Consider the following 17,558-nt stretch of genomic DNA (forward strand, 5'->3'; position numbering starts at 1 on the left):
CAAGTGATACCTAAAAACTAATTCGCGGACCAGAGGGGCCGCACTATTGAACTGTTAGCCGCACGAATAGAGTAATCACCACACTTATAGGAATATTATTTACCATGACAGCAAATGCTGAAGAAGAAAAAGGGATAATTGGCCGAGTATACGAAGATGGTGCTCCCGTAATATATAAGTTCGTTGATGAACTTCCGCAGGACACTATCAGATCAAACCTACCATGGTTAACGGTAATATCTTGGAAATACGATGGCTCATCCAATAATGGGATGCCTTTAAACGATGACAATCAAAGAATGATCACCTTAGAGGATGCAATCCAGGATCATATTGAGAATGATCAAGTGCTTCGTCATGTTTATAGCCGAACGGGCAACAATCTCAAAGAGCTGGTTTATCATATAAACGACCGAGATGTATTCTTAGAAGTTTTTAACGACGCGCTAAGTGATCATCCACACTATCCTATTGAAATTAATTTCTATCAGGATGCAGAGTGGGAAGACTTTAAGAGGCTACTAAGTGATTTCTCAAAAGCGGTTAACAAGTAGCTGCACCGGACAAAATACTCGCTGTGCTCCTATTTTTCGGAGATGAGAGAATTTCGATGCATGATTGAATCGGAAGCCGAGGAGATAGATCGGCTTCACCGAAATGTTCACGCCACCTACAAAGAAAGAGGTAATAATTTAAGAGCGTGGAAAGACGCTTGTTCAGCTTTCCATGGTGCGCGAAAGCGCAGGGCATCAATAATGTTAGATTACGAGATAGAATTCCGCACATAACTAACGGCATCACCATGAAAGACGAGTTGCTACACGCGCCTCATCAGCGTGCAATGAAAACGACCAGCCATTGCGCTCACACAGCCGTTGAACGATACCCAGGCCCAGGCCATATCCGTGAAACGACGACGCCTCGGCCGGCGTGGGCTGCTCGTCAGCGCCCTCTTGGTTGGTGACTAAAGCGCTCACCTGATTTGTGACTAGCAGCTCGTGCTCTTTGATGAGAATCGTGATCGGTCCCTGCCCGGCGAGTGTGTGTTCGAACGCGTTTCGCACCAGATTATTGACCGCGATAGAGAAAGCTTGTGGATGCCCGCAGACTTTAGGTTTTGCGAGTTGGTCGATTTCAACATCGACCAACTTGCCGTTCAGTAAGTGGCGTTGCTGTTCTATTGCCTGGCTCACCAGCGGCATCACCAAAAATTGCTTGTCATACAAACCGTCGTCGGTTTCGCGAGCGAGGCATAAGAACATTTCAATCGTGGTTTTCATGTCGAGCGTCGCGCGCCTGATTCGATCTACCACCTTCTCATCGGCCGCCGACAGATCGCTTTGCTCCAGCAGTTCAAGTGCGCCTGTTATCACGGTGATCGGCGTGCGCAATTCATGACTGGCTGAATCGGTAAAGTATCGCTCTCGCGCAACGAATGCGCTGATACGCTCAAGGGTTTTTTCAATGGTTCCAGCAAGCACGCCAACCTCGTCGTCGCCGAACCGGCTGGACTCGATGCGCTTATGATCCTCAGCCGATAGATGTTCTACGTCGATGTCCGCGACCACGTTGGCGAGTTGCACGACAGGGAAAATCGCTCTACGCATCACAACAACGCCCAGCCCGAATCCAAGAGCACCGAGCGTACCTACGACTCCGGTGATAAGGAGCAGCCACCACCAATCCTCTGACGACGCAGCCTCAATCCCGGCAACATCGAAAACCACAAATGCGCGCGGCTGTTTATTACCGGCTGACGGCTCTTCATTCCCGGTAGATAGCACTGCGACATGCAACTCTTCGGCTTCGAATTCGTATATTCCCTCATCGGGATTTGTCTGCGCCCATTCCCTGAGTGATTCCGGCAGGCTACCGACCTCATCGTATCCGCGAAGGTTCGTCGTCAGTGCGGGATAGCTTTCGGCGGCACGCTGTAGCTGATGCACCAGCACACGGTCTTCGCTGAACCTGATCGCCCCGAAGAAAGCGAGCCCCCAGGCGACGCTGAGCACAGCAACACAAAGCGCAAAGGCAATGGCGACACGCGTGCGCAAACTGTGCCGGTACATTATTGACTATCCTCTGTGATATCAGGCTCTGCAATTCGGTATCCGATGCGATGCACCGTATGAATTAGCGGATTATCAAACGACCTGTCGATAGCCTGCCGCAGCTTGTACAAGTGCGAGCGAAGCGCGTCGCCATCGGGGCGCTCGTCAGCCCACAACAGCGTTTCGAGATCTTCGCGAGCCACAACAGACGGCGACGCTTCCATCAATCGTTGAAGTAGTCTCATGCCCGCCGGGGTGAGATCGATGCGCCGCCCCGCGCGATGCACTTGCAGCGTGGATTTATTCATCGTCAGATCACCAACCGTTAACAGATTTTCGGTTTTTCCATGACTACGTTTGTACAGCGCCTGCAGTCGCGCATGTAGCTCTTGTAGTGCGAATGGCTTGACCAGATAGTCGTCGGCTCCCGCCGCAAATCCTTTCAGTTTATCGTCAAGCGTGTCTCTCGCCGTTAGCATCAGCACGGGCGTTTCTACGTCGGCATCAGTTCGCAGCTTTTGACAGAAACTCAAGCCATCCATCCTCGGTAGCATCAGGTCCAGAACAATAACGTCGAACCGATTCGTCAACGCCAGGTGCATCGCGCTTATACCGTCGTAGGCAAAATCCAGAACATAGCTGTGCTTCTCAAGATACGCAGCAATGTTCTCGCAAATATCGCGGTTGTCTTCGACAATCAACACTCTAATCGGCGCTGCACCCAGCATATGTACCATTCGTTGCTCCTCTTACCATGCACGATTTACCAAGCCCATTACCAGGCCCATTACCATGCGTAGTCCAGCCGCAAACCAATAAGTGGCTCGGCTTCGTTTTCGTCTTCCACGTTAATGCCGCGGCGGTAGTCAAACTCGGTGTCGTCGCTCGACGATGCTGCCGTTACGTTGATGACATCGAGAAAGGTTGTTACATCGATGGGGCCAAATGCGCGCCGATAGTCAACGCGAATGTTCACCAGGCTGTAAGCGCTTTTACGACCGACATTGCGCTCTGTGATTTCTTTCGAGTAGCGCAGTGGTTGTCCGGGGCCCAGCACATCTGAATGAATAATAAATTCTTCGTCTGGCCTGCCGGACAGATATTTGTAGCGCCCGGCGATCTTCCAGCGGTCGTTGATTTCCCAGGTCAGGCCGAAGGTCGCGACATGCTCGCGGCTGAAGTCGGCAGCCAGGTCACCGCGACCGTCCTTCCGGTCGATGACGGCATCGTTGTAAGAGTAGGTTGCGGTAGCGTAAAGGCCTTCGGTAATCGTACCCCTGGCCACGATATCGACACCGTAGGATGTGCCGTCACCAATGTTAGCAAATGTTCCGCTAACGCGATCAAGGTCTACCACCAGGTTGTCGAGGTTTTGATAATAGGCTTCAGTCAACACCGACCAGTTGCTGCTCGGGAAAACTTCAAAACCGACACTACCGTGTGTGATTTCTTCGTTCTTGAGGTTGTTCTCCGGGTTAGCGGCAAGATCTAAAAATCGTGGTGACTGATGAAAGAGCCCTGCTGTCGCAAAATACCTAACCGTAGTACTCGGCCGCCAATTGACACTGAACCGGGGCGACGCGAAGCTTTCGTCTGCAAAGCCGTCCCGTTCGAACCGCACGCCTGTGCCAAATTCCCAATCGCCGCGTTCAAAAATTTGTTCTACGTAACTTGCGTAGCTTGTTTCTTTCTGACTGAGTGAAGCGTTGGTGTCGGCGGGAGTCAGCACAATATAACGCTGATCGGGGTCTGGTCTAAAATCATCTTCGTCGTAGGTAAATCGAATCCAATCGCCATCCAGGACCGTGTTGTAGTCCAGTTCAAGTTGCGTTACGCGAACACCGGCACTGAACACGCCCCATTGATTCAGTGTCTCAAAGTCGCTTCGCCAGCCAATCTCTGTTTCCTCTTCACCGATGGTAATAATGTTTTCCCGTACCGGAAAACTGGACGCGGGCGATCCCTCAGGGACGAGATCAGGAAATGCTTCACCCTCTGAGCTAATTTTGTCGCTTGTGCGGTAGTAAACCTTGTTGGTCCAGACAGCGTCTTCACCGACCAATGATCGCAATGTCAGCCCATACAAATCACTATCTTGTTCAGAATCCTGAAGTGCAACATCTTCGAAATTGGGCGACGCAAAAACGTGCGTCACGCCGCGAGTATAGTCTTCGTGTGTATCGATCAGTAGAACTTCAAGCGTGTTGTTCTCGTTGATGGGTGTGACCGACTTTACGATGATGTCTCTTAACACAGGCTCGCCAATGTCGAGTTCTTCGATCGTTTCAAATAACGCGCCGAAATCAAGGCGTCGAGCAGAAACGAGCATTGTTGAGTCTTCAGTGATACCGGCAGGTCCGTCGTAGCCCACTTCATAACCCGCAAGGTCGAGGCGCAGACTCGCTGAGGGGCTTGGGTTGCCATCGGCGACGTCCAGCTTAAGTAGCGATGCCGCCTTGCCGCCATAAGCCGCACCCCACCCGCCCGGTGAAAACTCTGCACCACTGATAACATTCGGTGCGAAGATCGAGAAACGGCCGCCGCCACCGACATCTTCCTGTTCACCGAGTGACGCATCAAAGTGCACCGCTTTATCAAAGGGGAAATCATCAACGAATAACAAATTATCTCGTGGGCCACGGCCGCGCACGCTAAAGTTCGCGAATTCCCCGGTGGATGCCAGGCCAGGTAAACCGTCCAGCGAGAGAAGCGGATCTGCGCCACCGCCAACAGAACTTCGCAACGCTTCTCTATCGAGATAGGTGCCGTTGACAGAGGCAATGGCTTCAGCTTCCTGTCCGAGAACCACCATTTCCTCAATGACCTGCGCCCTAAGTTCGAATTCAATCTTGATATTTTTGCGCGTAATCACACGCACGCTTGGCTCATACGATGAAGCGAACCCGCCTTTGGTCAGGTTCACCGAATAGAGACCGGGGTCGAGCTGTTCAACGACAACGCGACCTTGTGCGTCGGTTTCTACCGATCGCGTGGCATTGGTTTCCCGTTTCGTGATCGTGACCTGCACGGTTGAGAGTGGCCGGTCAGTATTCTGATCTTTGACAATGACAGTCAGCGCACCGGGCGCCTCTGCTGCGCTGGCAAGAAGTGGAAAGGTAGAAAGTGGAAAGCTGATCAGGAGCGCCGACAGAATCAACCATGATATCTGCCCCAAATACCTGCTCATTTTGCTCAATTGCCTGCTCATATTGCTCTTCCTCCAAGAATCGACCGTATTGTTTGATGAACGCCGGGAGGTTAACAACGGCAATGTGACTAAAAAGTCGCTGAAATGTGAAAGCTACAGTAGATCCAGAAATGACCGGACCTTCCAACCAGCCACTACTCAATGGCTGGCGCCAATGCCACCGAAAACGCAGCGCGCTCAATGCCGTTTTCCAATCGAAATAAAAATTTATTGCGCCCTTGTTGCAGGTGTACCTTACGGTGCCCTTGCGCTGGCGACCAAACCCGCTCGTGGTCGGTGCTTTGCCAGACCAGCATGTCGTTAACCCACAGCTTGGATTGATCGTCGCTGCCTATCGCTAGCCATAAATCCTGCGCGTGTTCTGAGAACACTTCGGTGTAGGCGTAGTAAATCGCATAGTCGGTAAAATCTGGCGGGATGATCGGCAGGTGATCAAATTGTATATGTTGCCATTGGAGCAAGCGGTTACTGTCGCCGATATAAAGCGCATCTAAATCAATACTGATTTCCGGTGGAAAACGGGTGTGGATATTTGCCCGACCGGGGTTGGGAAACGGACCAATAAAATACCAGGCGTTGAGTACAACCCATTCAGCTTTTTCTCCAGATGCGGCGAGCTTGCGTGAATAAACCAGTTTTTGCCGCTGATTAATGTGAGGCGCATTTAAGCGTTTCTTTTCGCCATCATCAATAGCATAGAGTTCGCTTGCCTGACCGCTAGCGAGCGATCTCATGGCCTGGCTTACATCTTGAACAGAACCTCGGGCCATGCCGCTAAAGTAATGTTCAACCGAGAGCGGGTTGTTGGGATCAAGGCCCTGGCCGCCATTACCATTTCCACCATTGCTTTCGCTCTCGCCCTGTTGAAGTTCAGCGCTGTTGCCTTGTTGTTTGGCGGCTTCGCTGCGCATCATTTTACTTAACAGCTCGCGCGCTTCCCGTTGGTTTTTTGAAACAGCCTGTACAAGCTCTTCATCGGACAGCGGCTCAACAGAATCTTCTGCTGAGGCCTGCTCAGGTGTGTCGGTCTCTGTTTCTGTTTCCCTTTCCGTTTCCGCTTTTTCGGCTAATGCAGATAACTTTTCCTCCAGTACTTCATCACTTGCAGCGCGGATCTCTTGCAGTAACTGTTCTGAGCGAGCTAGCAACTCTTGCATGGATTCTGGTGGTCGTTCCGAATCGGATTCAGTCGTCGAATTTGAATCAGAAGGCGACTGTTCTGGCGTGCGCGACTCTTCTGTGCGCGACAGGGCGTCCACCATTTTCTTTACGGCTTCCATGTCATCCACACGTTCACGCATCGCGTGCTGGCGACTTTCGCGGGTATATTCCCGTGCTATGTCATGTGCGGGTGTTTCGGGTATTTCCGGCGTAAAAAGATCTGGACTCTGAAGCAGAAAAAGAATGATCGCGATATGCGCCCATACCGACAAGCCAAGAAAAGGATTGCTACCCAGAAAAGCCTCCAGGCCCGAGGGTTTAGGCTTCGCGCTGGTTTTGTCTGGCCCGGTGTGCGTGGGTTTAGTATTCGGCACGGGACGCTGCTCGCAAACCAATATTGGTAAGCCCCTCGAACTCGCATAAATCCATCAAATGAACAATATGCTGTAAGGGTGTGTTGCGGTCGCCATCAATCCGAATGCGTCGATCGGGATTTGCAGCGGCTTGCTCTTTGAGCACCTGATGCAACTCCGTCACGCTCAGTCGGTTGTGATTCATGTACAAATGCCCTTTGTAATCAATCGCAATAACCAGGGGTTCTGGTAAACCGTCAGCGACCGACATCGCAGCGGCTGATTCCGGTAATTTAATTGAGAGTTGCTGGAGCTCTGGATTCTCGTCAATTTTTTGCTGCTGAAATGATGTGGCAACCAGGAAAAAAATAAGCAGCAGGAAAATACAATCGAGCAAAGGCGCCATGCTCGGTTCCATGTTTTCGTCGTCATCGAGATTAATACGCATTGTGTTACTCCCTGGCAGAAAACCATTCAGCCGTTAATTCGTTGATGACTTCCTCAAGCGAAATACCGTACATCACCGTGCGGCTTTTAAAGTAGTGATGAAAACCCAGGGCGGGTATGGCTGCGCTTAAACCTGCAGCCGTGGTCAGCAAGGCTTTGGAAATACCATCGGCGAGAATAGCCGGATCACCAATCGAACCCGTTGCCGCCACCACGTAAAAGGCTTCAATCATACCCAGCACCGTGCCGAGCAATCCGGCCAGTGGCGCAATCGTTGCTACCACGGCTAAGGGATAAGCGCGCTGAAGATGGCGACGTAAATCCATTGAAGCAATATCGCCCGCACCCGTCGAAATGGCTTGCAGGCTTTGATGTCGGTGCTGATTGATAAACCCCAACACTTTACCCAGCGTACTGCCACGCGATTTGCAAAGCTCGGCAATGGCGTCGTGATGTCCCGCCTGCCACAACTCGCGTACCTGTTGTGTCAGCCCGTCGGGAATAATGAATTTCTTGCGCAACCCCGCGAAGCGCTCGAACACGACCCCCACAGCCATAACCGAAAGCCCAAGAATAATCACCCCGGTCACACCAAATAAACTCAGTGTCTTGGCAAGCGTTAATTCTGCCGACCATGCGAACGAAGAATAGGTGATGAAATAGCTGACAGCACCGACGAAAAAGACAGTTTTCTTAAAATCCATAAACGCTCCTGGTTTTGATTATTCTGGTAGATAGCTCGCAATCATTGCTGATGCTGGTGGGGAATTGTAGTGCTATTTGTCATCAGGTTTTGATGATTCGTGATGCGATACGCAATCCACATAATTAGAGAAAGTGACATGCGCCACACCTTAATTTCAAATTGACAATATCCTCGATCAGTTGTTTACTCTCCGACGGCGCCCGATGTCGGCGATACGACCAATAACGTTTAATAATAGGTTCAAATAAGCAGTAGGCCTCGCTATTCACTTTTGTTGTTATGTATCGAACCTTCCGATGTTCAGGCGTCTCGGTGTAGTAATCAGCAATGCTCCCATGCCAATAACTTAAACAGGAGTTCGAAAAAATGACCATCCATTTACCCAAAAATCTGCTCTTTGCAGCAGCAATACTAACGTCAGCCCAAGCAGCGCATGCGCTGACTTCCGGCTCGGCCGAAGCCACTCTGAACGTCAATAACAATTGGGGTTCAGGTTATTGCGCCAATGTCACCATTGCCAACAATGGCAACCAGGCCATTACGTCCTGGACGGTTGGCCTGAACCTTAATGGCACGACCATCAGCAATCTCTGGAGCGGCAACCTCAGTGGCGTTACGGTAACGCCCGCCCCGTACAATGCAAACGTGGCGCCGGGCAGCAACACCAGTTTTGGTTTTTGTGCCAACGGTAGCGCGACACCCGCACTGGCGACGTTTTCCGTTCAAGGCGGCGGAGGCCCAATCAGCAGTTCAAGCAGTTCTATTAATTCGAGCAGTTCCGTTAGCTCTATCAGTTCGAGCAGCTCCAGCAGTTCGGCTCCTGGCGGTAACCACAGCGTCACCGTGCGCATGAGCGGCGTCACCGGCGATGAAAGTGTCAGCTTGCAAATCGGTGGCCAGACCATCCAGACGTGGACCCTGAGCGTCGGCATGCTCGACTACACCGTACAGACCAACGCTACTGGCGAGCTGCGTGTTGCGTTTACCAACGACGCGGGTGATCGCGATGTCGAAGTGGATTACATCATCGTCAATGGTGTGACCTATCAGGCCGAAGATCAGGAAGATAACACCGGCGCCTGGGACGGAGAGTGTGGTGCGGGGTCCTTCTCGCAGATGCTGCATTGCAACGGTTCCATCGGCTTTGGCAATCCGTTCAATGGCGGCAACCCATCGTCCAGTTCCAGCAGCACATCAAGCTCCAGCAGCTCTAACCCCAACCCGGGCAACCCGAATTTCCCCGATTTCTTCGTGGGTAATATCACCACTAGCGGCGCGGTTCGCTCTGATTTCACCCAGTACTGGGATCAGATTACGCCGGAAAACGAAGGTAAGTGGGGCTCGGTAGAAGGTACGCGCGACCAGTATAACTGGGGTCCGCTGGACGCCATCTACAACTACGCTCGCGCGAACGGTATTCCTGTCAAAGCGCATACCCTGGTGTGGGGTAGTCAGCGTCCTGGCTGGATTGATGGCTTGAGTGCCGCGGAGCAACGCGCGGAAATTGAAGAGTGGATTCGCGATTACTGCACACGCTACCCGGATACAGCGATGATTGACGTGGTGAACGAAGCGCTGCCTTCGCACGCCCCGGCAAACTATGCGGCCAATGCGTTTGGCAGCAACTGGATCACTGAGTCGTTCCGTTTGGCGCGCCAGCATTGTCCGAATGCCGTTCTGATCTACAACGACTATAACTTCATGACCTGGGATACCGATGCCATCATCAACATGATTCGCCCAGCCGTGAACTCCGGTTATGTCGATGCGCTGGGCCTTCAGGCGCACAGCTTGTATTCCCCGCAAATCTGGACCGCTCAGCAAATCCAGAACAAGCTGGATCAGATTTCCGAGTTGGGCCTGCCGCTGTACATTTCCGAGTATGACATCGAAGCGACGAATGATCAGACTCAGTTGCAGTACATGCAGATGCACTTCCCGATCTTCTACAACCACCCCAATGTGGCTGGCATTACCCTGTGGGGTTATGTTGTGGGCGCCACCTGGCGTGACGGCACCGGCCTGATCCAAAGCAATGGCCAGCAACGTCCCGCCATGCAGTGGTTGATGGAGTATCTGAACCGCTAAGCGCTTGCATTATCGATAAGCGTTTTACATAAACGGCCAAGGGAAACGGACTTCCCTTGGCCGTTTTTTTGATTGGCTTGCCGCCACGTTTCCCCGCCTGACATATTCTAAAAAAATTCAGTGATCAGCTTACCCAATCGCGCATCCAGCCCCACCACCTCGGCAGTGCGAATGCGGAATACACCTTCAAGCAGACCCTTGATTTCACTAACAGAGCCGAGTTGCTTTTTTTCCGCTTCGCCCACCAGGGGATAGAAAGAATACTGCGTGCCGTGCAGCACATGCCGCCCCGCCTGTTCAGGTCGAGCGGCGACCAGGCTGGTGACGAATTGGGAGCCGGGATGCGTCGACACATACCAATTGCACACCTCATAGTCCGCCGCGTAATGCGCGGTCAAATCGAAAACGTAAAGCACCGTCCATTCATTTTTGATGCGTGTTTCAAGGCGGTAATGCTCGCGGTCGCGTGTGAGGCGATATTGTCCATGTGGCGTGTTTTGAATTTCATCAACGGCGAACCGTATGGGCACGGTGAGGGTCATGCCGCCGAAACCGGTGTCGGCAATCCATTGTTCGCCGTCGGCCTCCACCAGCAATAGCATATGACTGCGCGGCGTTATCACATCATCCGCCATATTTAACCGCACGCGCGCGGCAAGGCCGGTGGTTCTGAAGCCGATCTGCTCCAACACATACTGGAATACAGTGTTTTGTTCGTAACAGTATCCGCCGCGTTTAGCGACCGTAAATTTTTCCAGCAAGGCAGGAATGTCCAGGTGCACTTGCGTTCCCGTAAAGGGAGACAGGTTTTCAAAGGGAATAGATTGCGTATGCCGGAGGTGCAGTTGGTAAAGCGTATCGAAAGTGGTTGTGAGTACGCCGCCATATTGGATCTGGTCCAGGTATGCGGCGATATTCTTCAATTGGCGTTCCATTGGTGCCTCCTCATCGCGACTGATTAGATTGGGAAGCACTATAAAACCTCAAGTTAGCTTTAGGTCAAGAGGAAGCAGAGAGATTTTTCCTGGTAAAATCGCCCACCAATCTGGCACTTTTTACGCCGCTAATGATGCTTTATTCCTACGCAAGTAAATAATCTGCAACGTAAGCCCAACAATAAGCGCAACCAATAAACCGGCTTGTGCTCCCAAAAGAATGGGCGATTTCAGGTCAGTTACAATCGGATTACCATCGGGAACGCGCCGCAGGGTTTCAGACACGGTGGGAACCATTAATAAAAAAACGGTTAACGTTAAACATATCGTTTCGATATACACGCTTTTGTTTTTCAATATCGGTAGATACGCAACCCCATAACCGATCAATAACAACGTTATTGTTGCGATGGCAATGCCATAGCTGACAGCTTGCTGTGCAATTAAAAAAATAGTGACGCTGCCCAGAAGCATTGATATCAGGTAAATCATGCCCGGTGTTGATCGGGGCATTATTCGACCATAACGCACGAGCATGTAAAGCGCTAAGGGGATAGCCGGGAGACTGCCAAGTGTATGCAACCAACCGAGTGGCGAGATTCCAAACATAAAAATTCCTCATACATTACGAATTGACGGACAATCGTGCTAAAAGCGGACTAACAATAATTCCAAATAGTTTTGGATCGCCATAAGCGCGAGCGGATAGCATTGCGCCGTGAATCGTTGCCATAAACGATTCGGCTTCCACGTAGGGTGCGTTAACAATTCGAATCGATTTCTGCTGCACACCTTGCTCAAAAACGGATGTCAGCCATCCCGATAACGTCGTAAAAAATGTTTTGATTTCCGATTGCAACGCCTCTGGCAGTACAGGCAATTCACTCGCCAAAAGTGCACAAATACAGAACGGCGCACGTGCATCCAGAATGCATTTTTCCCAATACCCAGCATAAGCGCGGAGTCTTTCGAGAGGATCTGGTATCTGGAGATCAATGTCTGCAATGCCCGACGCCATCTGATGTCGATAGGTGATTAGAAGCGTACGCACCAAATCAACCTTGCCTGGGAAGTGATGGTGGATGCTCGCCTTGCGGATACCCACGGCTTCGGCTACATCCGCGTAGCTAAACGCGTTATACCCTCCCGCAAGGATTAACGTGCGGGCGGCGTCGAGGATTTTTTCGGATGTCATGGAGGATGTTTTCATGGATGCGATTTTACCTACTAGTAGGTAGGCTGTCAACAATTAAAAAGTGAAGCTTAACGTCCAAGGGGCGGCCCCGACGGGTTTGGTTTATAGTCTGCCGGTGCAATCTCCCTCGACTTAAAACAGATCGTATGGACCCGTACATGAATGCATTGAAAGAAAAAGAAGGCGTGTGGTTTGTCCACGATGGTGAGTGCCCGATCTGTCAGCACGCGGCTAAAGCCTTACGTATAAAAGAAGATTACGGGACGTTACACACCGTTAATGCTCGTGACGTGAGTGAAGATGAACCACTGATAAAGGAAATAAACCAGCTGGGCCTCGACCTGGATGAAGGCATGGTGATTTACACCCGTGGTGAGTTTTTTCACGGTAAGGACGCATTAAAATTTATCGCCCAATACGGGGAGAGCAAGAATACTTTCATGGCTGCTGCCAAAGGATTTTTCTGGTCGGATCACCTTTCCAGATTGATGTATCCGTGGATGCGTGGTGCGCGCAATTGGTTTTTAAGACGAAAGAAGGTTCATCGTATCGATAACCTTGCTCTAAAAAGCGAACCCATTTTTAAATCTATCTTTGGAAACAGCTGGGAAGAATTACCGTTGGTGATGAAGCGGCATTATGCCAATCGACCTTACACGCAGGACACAACAACCGTTAACGGCGTGTTAAATATCATGTGCAAGCCACCCTTGTTATACATGTCGCCACTGATGTCGCTTCTGGGACAAATTCCAACGCGCAATGATAATAATGTACCAGTGAGCGTTAATTTTCAGAGCGATGCAAACTACAAATATTTTTATTTCAATCGTGTTTTTCACTTCGCCAACGGAAAACCATACACATTCCAATCTCGCATGCTCCAGATAAAAGGTGACGAGGTTGTTGAGATTATGCGATTCGGTTTTGGCTGGAAAATGCGGTATGCATGGGATGGTGAAAAAGTTGTTTTGTCGCATAAAGGTTACGCCTTGCAACTCTTCGGCCACTTGATTCCGCTACCGCTAACAATACTCTTGGGCGCCGGATATGCGGAAGAACATCCTATTGATGACAATACGTTTGATATGCAAACCCATATCACCCATCCCTGGTGGGGAAAGGTTTATGAATACAAAGGGCGCTTTAAGATAGCAGAGTGACGCATAGGTTTTACATATATCAACGCTCACACCACAGGGTTTTTGTTAACGGAAAACAGTTTTCAATTGGTGATTGGGATATTGTGGTGCCAAACGAGTTAACTCCACATTACAGTTCAAAGCGAACTCGACCCGAATAAAAGCACGGTGGTTTATACCCAAGGGAGCATAAGTAACTACCCGAACAAAAGCGCTAACGAACGTTGAAGGGGTGTTCGACGTAAAACTGACGCAGCAGTGCAAGGGTAAAAAAGACGACCCCGCCGATAGCAATCAGTTTATTTTCAGGATGAAGCACCCCGAAGAGAAAATTAGCGACAATTAAACTGATATAAACAGTGAACTCTACTTTTAGTACATGCAATAGCCACGCTGACGTTTCTTGAGACATAGCCGGATGCTCCGTAACCATAAAATGGCCTGTTTTTTGTCTTTTACGATGATGTGAATGGCAGAGACTCACAAGCACGCTAATTGTTACAAAAACAGGGAACTTTCTGAGGAGTCCATTAGGTTATTTACCACACGGTTGATCATACAGCGTTGCTATAGGGTGATGAGGTTCATGTTGCAGGCGCAACATTCTCTTTTAACGCTATAGCAAATGAGGTCATTATGGATTCGATCAACAAAAACCAACCCGAACACAATCATGAAGATTTAAACGGCACAGCGGCTGTCGAGAAGATCAAACACATTGTTGATAAAGCAGAGAGCTGCTTTTTTAGTACCTCGTTTCACGTTGCTGGATCTTCTGGCACGCGTCCGATGGGCGCACAGGAGGTGGACGACGAAGGAAACCTGTGGTTTCTGAGTGCTAACGATAGCCATAAAGATCAGGAGATTGCGATTAACCCGAACGTGACTTTGTATTTTCAGGGGTCAGCACATTCTGATTTCCTGGTACTAAAAGGTACTGCCACAGCGTCGCGCGATGAGAAGAAAATTAAAGCACTCTGGCAGCCGATTTTTAAAACCTGGTTCACCGAAGGCGAAAATGATCCGCGTATTTCCGTGATTAAAGTTGCCCCAACGGAAGGCTACTACTGGGATACTAAACACGGCTTCGCTGTAGCGGGTATCAAGATGGTGATTGGCGCGCTAACCAGTAAAACGCTGGACGATTCGATAGAAGGAAAAGTTAAACTTTAATCACGCAAACGTTGCTAGAGCGACGACAATATCTTAAGCAATTGCGGAAGGTCGACCGGTTTTACCAGATGGTGATCAAAGCCTGCGTGAAGCGACTTTTGCCGATCACTGTTCTGACCGTAGCCGGTAATGGCAATCATCAGGGAGGATGCTGTGTCAGGGCGATTGCGCAGTTGTCGCGCGAGGGTGATGCCATCCATGTCGGGCAATCCAATATCGAGCAAACAGGCTTTTGGCGATTCAGTCGCAACCCGATCAAGGGCGGCCCTGGCGCTGTGTTCAATAGAAACCTCATAGCCGGCAATTTCCAGAATAGTTCCCAGTGTCGTCGCCGCATCGACATTGTCATCCACCACCAATACGCGAGGGGATGATTGCACCGGCGGTAATTCAGGAAGCGGGGTTCGCGCGGGCATGTTCTGATGCGCAACGCGGGGCAAGGTTAATGTAAACGTGCTGCCTCTCCCAAGCCCGGCACTGTGCGCCGCCACGCTGCCGCCGTGCAAGCTGACAAGACTCTTGACGATAGCGAGCCCTATTCCCAAACCGCCCTGGGTGCGATCTGAATTTCTTTCGCCTTGGGCGAACATATCAAATACACGATTAAGGACACTCGGTTCCATTCCGATACCATTATCCTCAACCGTAAAAATAACACTCGCATCATCGACTTCGACACTGAGAGAAATATCACCGCCCGAAGGCGTATATTTCGCCGCGTTATTCAAAATGTTGGCAATGATCTGCACCAATCTTTTTTGATCACCAAAGATTGAGGCAGCAACCGGTGCGTCGCGCACGCTTAAGTGATGTTGTCGCGAATCCATGATCGGGCGAACCTGCTCCACGGCGCTGGCCACAATTTGCCATGCGTCCTGAATGCCCTGGTCGAGCGTAACCAGCCCGCGCGATACTCTGGACACATCCAGCAAGTCATCAATAAGACCGGTCATGTGGCGCACTTGCCGCGAAATAATTTCGCTGGTTTGTTGAATTCTTTCGCGATCCAAGGTTGGCACACTGAGCAATTCAGACGCCGCACTGATCGGCGCCAGAGGGTTGCGCAATTCATGCGCGAGCATCGCGAGGAACTCATCTTTGCGCCGATCAATTTCACGCATCTCGTATTGCCGTTTACGCGCACGCAATACCGACGTGGCGGCGCTGACGAGCGTTACGCTCCTGACGGGCCGGTCCAGCAAGGTAACATTGCCCAACTTGAGATAGCGACTGCGCATGTCCGGTGTGTCGGGGGCAGTTTGCCGCAGCACCAAAAAAGGAAAATCAGACCAGGTAGGTTGATTATCAAGAAATGGGCGAACCACTTTCAGGAATTCTACAGTCAGCGCTTCATCCGCCAGGATAATGGCACCAGCCCCCTTCCCCATTTCTTCAAACGCTTCATCGAATCGGGTGCACACATAGCAATCCATCTGCGCGCGTTCGAGAACGCCAGCCAATAGCCTACCGTCCTTGCCGGTAGGTGCATAAATCAGTAGACGGCTTTCCATAATCATTTACAACACCTGAAATCTGCAGTCCAATCGCTCATCTACTTGGTTATTTCCTGTGACCTAATATCATCGAGAGGACTTACAACGGATGGCACACCGGTCAGCACGCCCTGAAAATTATTGAGCACTGCTCCAACTTCAATTCCATTCTTGGTAATACAGAGTCGGCGTAGTGTCGTTTCGTGAGCACTGCCACGTTTTTTGAAAACCGATATCGCTTTTTCTACCGAACCACGCGCTTCGAAATAACGCAGAATCAAAACGTTATCTGCCATATAGCTCACATCGATTCCGGTGGTCATTGTCCCAACCATACCCTGTTGGACACCAATAAGAAACGTCGCCACGCCACGCTGGCCAAGATAAGTTAAAACCTCATGCAAATGCGTCGAAAGAAAACGCGCATGGGGCATGGCATTCAGATAGCCGTTCAAGCTATCAATCACAATCACTTTCGCTCCGTCATCCGCCGACTTACACACAGCGTGTGAAAATTCTCCCGGCGACATTTCAGCAGGATCAATTTGATGCACACTGAGCAAGCCGGACTCAAAAGGTGCGCGTAAATCCAGGCCGATGCCTTTGCTGCGATTGAGAAGTGTGTTGAACGATTCTTCGAACAGAAACATGGAGGCTTTGTCGCCGCTCTCTGTTACCGCTTTTACAAATTGATTAGCCAAACTGGATTTTCCCGTACCGGGTGGTCCGGAAATCAGTGTGCTGGAACCTTCTTCGATTCCGCCGCCCAGCAACGCATCGAATGCATCCAGTCCGCTTTTAATTTGCCCCCGCTCTGCCAACTCGCGTGATTCAGCAGCGATAACGTTGGGGTACACAACAATCCCACCGGTGATAATGCTGTAATCATGCGGTCCACGACGGTAGGCAATGCCGCGATATTTCAGTATCCGCACAACGCGCCGTTCGGCTCCGTATTCAGAATCAAAATGCTGCAGTGAAATCACACCGTGGGTAATACTGCGCACTTGTAAATCCCGGCGAATGGATGACTTGTCATCAAGTAACAGCGCTGTGCATGAACGTCGTGCAAAGTATTGCTTAAGGCCGAGCACATGCCGGCGATACCGCAACGCATCGCCGGACAACAGTTGTAGCTCCGACAAAGAGTCCAGCACAACACGTGTGGGGCGCAGCTTCTCTATCATTTCAAGGATGAGATTATTCGTTTCACTCAGCTCCACCTCTGACGGATGAAGCGCCGTGTACTGCTCAGCCGGATCAAGCAAACCTTCTTCCGGAATCACCTCATGCACTGTCACACCATCCATTGAAAAACCGTGTGAATCAGCAACGGCTCGCAGCTCTACTTCATTTTCGGCAAGCGTGACATACAACACTTTTTCACCTTGCCGCGCACCCTCAATCAGAAATTGCAGCGCCATGGTGGTCTTGCCCGAGCCCGGATCACCTTCGACGAGATAAAGCCGTTCTTTCGTTAACCCGCCTCCCAATACAAGGTCGAGCCCAGGAACACCCGAGGAGATAAAATCTTTGCTCACGGTATTTTGCGTAGCCATGTGTTTTCCCTCATAAATCCTACGAGGCTAAAACCGCAGAAAGCCTC

General features: G+C 50.6%; 15 protein-coding genes and 2 pseudogenes. 5 read left to right on the forward strand and 12 right to left on the reverse strand.

The window, feature by feature from the left end:
- Window positions 1–104 precede the first annotated feature (104 nt).
- Window positions 105–554 carry a DUF695 domain-containing protein gene (locus CBR65_RS11085; protein ID WP_087466910.1) on the forward strand — a complete coding sequence of 150 codons (450 nt, stop codon included), beginning with the start codon at window positions 105–107 and terminating at the stop codon, window positions 552–554.
- A 243-nt stretch (window positions 555–797) separates the two neighbouring features.
- On the opposite strand, the gene CBR65_RS11090 is transcribed toward CBR65_RS11085, so the two are convergent.
- The 6 genes from CBR65_RS11090 to CBR65_RS11115 form a co-directional block, all read right to left on the reverse strand.
- Window positions 798–2,069 carry a HAMP domain-containing sensor histidine kinase gene (locus CBR65_RS11090; RefSeq protein ID WP_198300716.1) on the reverse strand — a complete coding sequence of 424 codons (1,272 nt, stop codon included), beginning with the start codon at window positions 2,067–2,069 and terminating at the stop codon, window positions 798–800.
- Window positions 2,069–2,761 (reverse strand): response regulator transcription factor, encoded by a 693-nt coding sequence (locus CBR65_RS11095; protein WP_087469028.1) that lies wholly within the window; start codon window positions 2,759–2,761, stop codon window positions 2,069–2,071. Before CBR65_RS11095 ends, CBR65_RS11090 begins: the two co-directional genes overlap by 1 nt.
- A 77-nt stretch (window positions 2,762–2,838) precedes the next feature.
- Complete coding sequence (locus CBR65_RS11100; protein WP_087469029.1) at window positions 2,839–5,238, reverse strand: TonB-dependent receptor; 2,400 nt, start codon at window positions 5,236–5,238, stop codon at window positions 2,839–2,841.
- Window positions 5,239–5,393: 155 nt separating this feature from the next.
- Window positions 5,394–6,794, reverse strand: coding sequence for a hypothetical protein (locus tag CBR65_RS11105; RefSeq protein WP_087466912.1), 1,401 nt, complete (start codon window positions 6,792–6,794; stop codon window positions 5,394–5,396).
- Window positions 6,781–7,221 (reverse strand): biopolymer transporter ExbD, encoded by a 441-nt coding sequence (locus CBR65_RS11110; RefSeq protein WP_087466913.1) that lies wholly within the window; start codon window positions 7,219–7,221, stop codon window positions 6,781–6,783. Before CBR65_RS11110 ends, CBR65_RS11105 begins: the two co-directional genes overlap by 14 nt.
- A gap of 4 nt (window positions 7,222–7,225) precedes the next feature.
- Window positions 7,226–7,924, reverse strand: a complete 699-nt coding sequence (locus CBR65_RS11115; protein WP_087466914.1) for a MotA/TolQ/ExbB proton channel family protein — start codon at window positions 7,922–7,924, stop codon at window positions 7,226–7,228.
- A gap of 368 nt (window positions 7,925–8,292) precedes the next feature.
- Between CBR65_RS11115 and CBR65_RS22710 the strand changes: the two are divergent.
- Both CBR65_RS22710 and CBR65_RS11120 read left to right on the forward strand, forming a co-directional pair.
- Window positions 8,293–8,643, forward strand: a pseudogene (locus tag CBR65_RS22710) (cellulose binding domain-containing protein); the annotation flags it as partial.
- 3 nt (window positions 8,644–8,646) lie between these two features.
- Window positions 8,647–10,014: pseudogene (locus CBR65_RS11120) on the forward strand (endo-1,4-beta-xylanase); the annotation flags it as partial.
- A 107-nt stretch (window positions 10,015–10,121) separates the two neighbouring features.
- On the opposite strand, the gene CBR65_RS11125 reads toward CBR65_RS11120, so the two are convergent.
- The 3 genes from CBR65_RS11125 to CBR65_RS11135 all read right to left on the reverse strand — a co-directional run bounded on the left by CBR65_RS11125 (window position 10,122) and on the right by CBR65_RS11135 (window position 12,159).
- Window positions 10,122–10,949, reverse strand: a complete 828-nt coding sequence (locus tag CBR65_RS11125) for an arylamine N-acetyltransferase (protein ID WP_087466916.1) — start codon at window positions 10,947–10,949, stop codon at window positions 10,122–10,124.
- 120 nt (window positions 10,950–11,069) lie between these two features.
- Window positions 11,070–11,558, reverse strand: coding sequence for a hypothetical protein (locus CBR65_RS11130; protein ID WP_087466917.1), 489 nt, complete (start codon window positions 11,556–11,558; stop codon window positions 11,070–11,072).
- Between the two features lie 16 nt (window positions 11,559–11,574).
- Complete coding sequence (locus CBR65_RS11135; RefSeq protein ID WP_087466918.1) at window positions 11,575–12,159, reverse strand: TetR/AcrR family transcriptional regulator; 585 nt, start codon at window positions 12,157–12,159, stop codon at window positions 11,575–11,577.
- Between the two features lie 143 nt (window positions 12,160–12,302).
- Between CBR65_RS11135 and CBR65_RS11140 the strand changes: the two genes are divergently transcribed.
- Complete coding sequence (locus tag CBR65_RS11140; protein WP_157672041.1) at window positions 12,303–13,307, forward strand: DUF4166 domain-containing protein; 1,005 nt, start codon at window positions 12,303–12,305, stop codon at window positions 13,305–13,307.
- A 193-nt stretch (window positions 13,308–13,500) separates the two neighbouring features.
- On the opposite strand, the gene CBR65_RS11145 is transcribed toward CBR65_RS11140, so the two are convergent.
- A complete protein-coding gene (locus CBR65_RS11145; RefSeq protein ID WP_087466920.1) occupies window positions 13,501–13,698 on the reverse strand; it encodes a hypothetical protein in 198 nt (65 codons plus the stop codon).
- A gap of 224 nt (window positions 13,699–13,922) precedes the next feature.
- Between CBR65_RS11145 and CBR65_RS11150 the strand changes: the two genes are divergently transcribed.
- Complete coding sequence (locus CBR65_RS11150) at window positions 13,923–14,459, forward strand: pyridoxamine 5'-phosphate oxidase family protein (protein WP_087466921.1); 537 nt, start codon at window positions 13,923–13,925, stop codon at window positions 14,457–14,459.
- A gap of 14 nt (window positions 14,460–14,473) precedes the next feature.
- Here CBR65_RS11150 and CBR65_RS11155 read toward each other — a convergent pair whose 3' ends face one another.
- Both CBR65_RS11155 and CBR65_RS11160 read right to left on the reverse strand, forming a co-directional pair.
- A complete protein-coding gene (locus CBR65_RS11155; RefSeq protein WP_087466922.1) occupies window positions 14,474–15,976 on the reverse strand; it encodes an ATP-binding protein in 1,503 nt (500 codons plus the stop codon).
- 35 nt (window positions 15,977–16,011) lie between these two features.
- Entirely contained in the window at window positions 16,012–17,511 is a 1,500-nt protein-coding gene (locus tag CBR65_RS11160; protein WP_087466923.1) for an ATPase domain-containing protein, read from the reverse strand.
- Window positions 17,512–17,558: the final 47 nt, after the last annotated feature.

The sequence above is a fragment of the Cellvibrio sp. PSBB006 genome (genome assembly GCF_002162135.1).
In the GTDB taxonomy this organism is placed as follows: domain Bacteria; phylum Pseudomonadota; class Gammaproteobacteria; order Pseudomonadales; family Cellvibrionaceae; genus Cellvibrio.

Coding starts and splice junctions, on each gene's coding strand:
- CBR65_RS11085 (WP_087466910.1), top strand. CDS start 105: ATGACAGCAAATGCTGAAGAAGAAAAAGGGATAATTGGCCGAGTATAC.
- CBR65_RS11155 (WP_087466922.1), bottom strand. CDS start 15,976: ATGATTATGGAAAGCCGTCTACTGATTTATGCACCTACCGGCAAGGAC.
- CBR65_RS11145 (WP_087466920.1), bottom strand. CDS start 13,698: ATGTCTCAAGAAACGTCAGCGTGGCTATTGCATGTACTAAAAGTAGAG.
- CBR65_RS11100 (WP_087469029.1), bottom strand. CDS start 5,238: ATGAGCAGGTATTTGGGGCAGATATCATGGTTGATTCTGTCGGCGCTC.
- CBR65_RS11160 (WP_087466923.1), bottom strand. CDS start 17,511: ATGGCTACGCAAAATACCGTGAGCAAAGATTTTATCTCCTCGGGTGTT.
- CBR65_RS11135 (WP_087466918.1), bottom strand. CDS start 12,159: ATGAAAACATCCTCCATGACATCCGAAAAAATCCTCGACGCCGCCCGC.
- CBR65_RS11140 (WP_157672041.1), top strand. CDS start 12,303: ATGAATGCATTGAAAGAAAAAGAAGGCGTGTGGTTTGTCCACGATGGT.
- CBR65_RS11110 (WP_087466913.1), bottom strand. CDS start 7,221: ATGCGTATTAATCTCGATGACGACGAAAACATGGAACCGAGCATGGCG.
- CBR65_RS11090 (WP_198300716.1), bottom strand. CDS start 2,069: ATGTACCGGCACAGTTTGCGCACGCGTGTCGCCATTGCCTTTGCGCTT.
- CBR65_RS11115 (WP_087466914.1), bottom strand. CDS start 7,924: ATGGATTTTAAGAAAACTGTCTTTTTCGTCGGTGCTGTCAGCTATTTC.
- CBR65_RS11130 (WP_087466917.1), bottom strand. CDS start 11,558: ATGTTTGGAATCTCGCCACTCGGTTGGTTGCATACACTTGGCAGTCTC.
- CBR65_RS11150 (WP_087466921.1), top strand. CDS start 13,923: ATGGATTCGATCAACAAAAACCAACCCGAACACAATCATGAAGATTTA.
- CBR65_RS11125 (WP_087466916.1), bottom strand. CDS start 10,949: ATGGAACGCCAATTGAAGAATATCGCCGCATACCTGGACCAGATCCAA.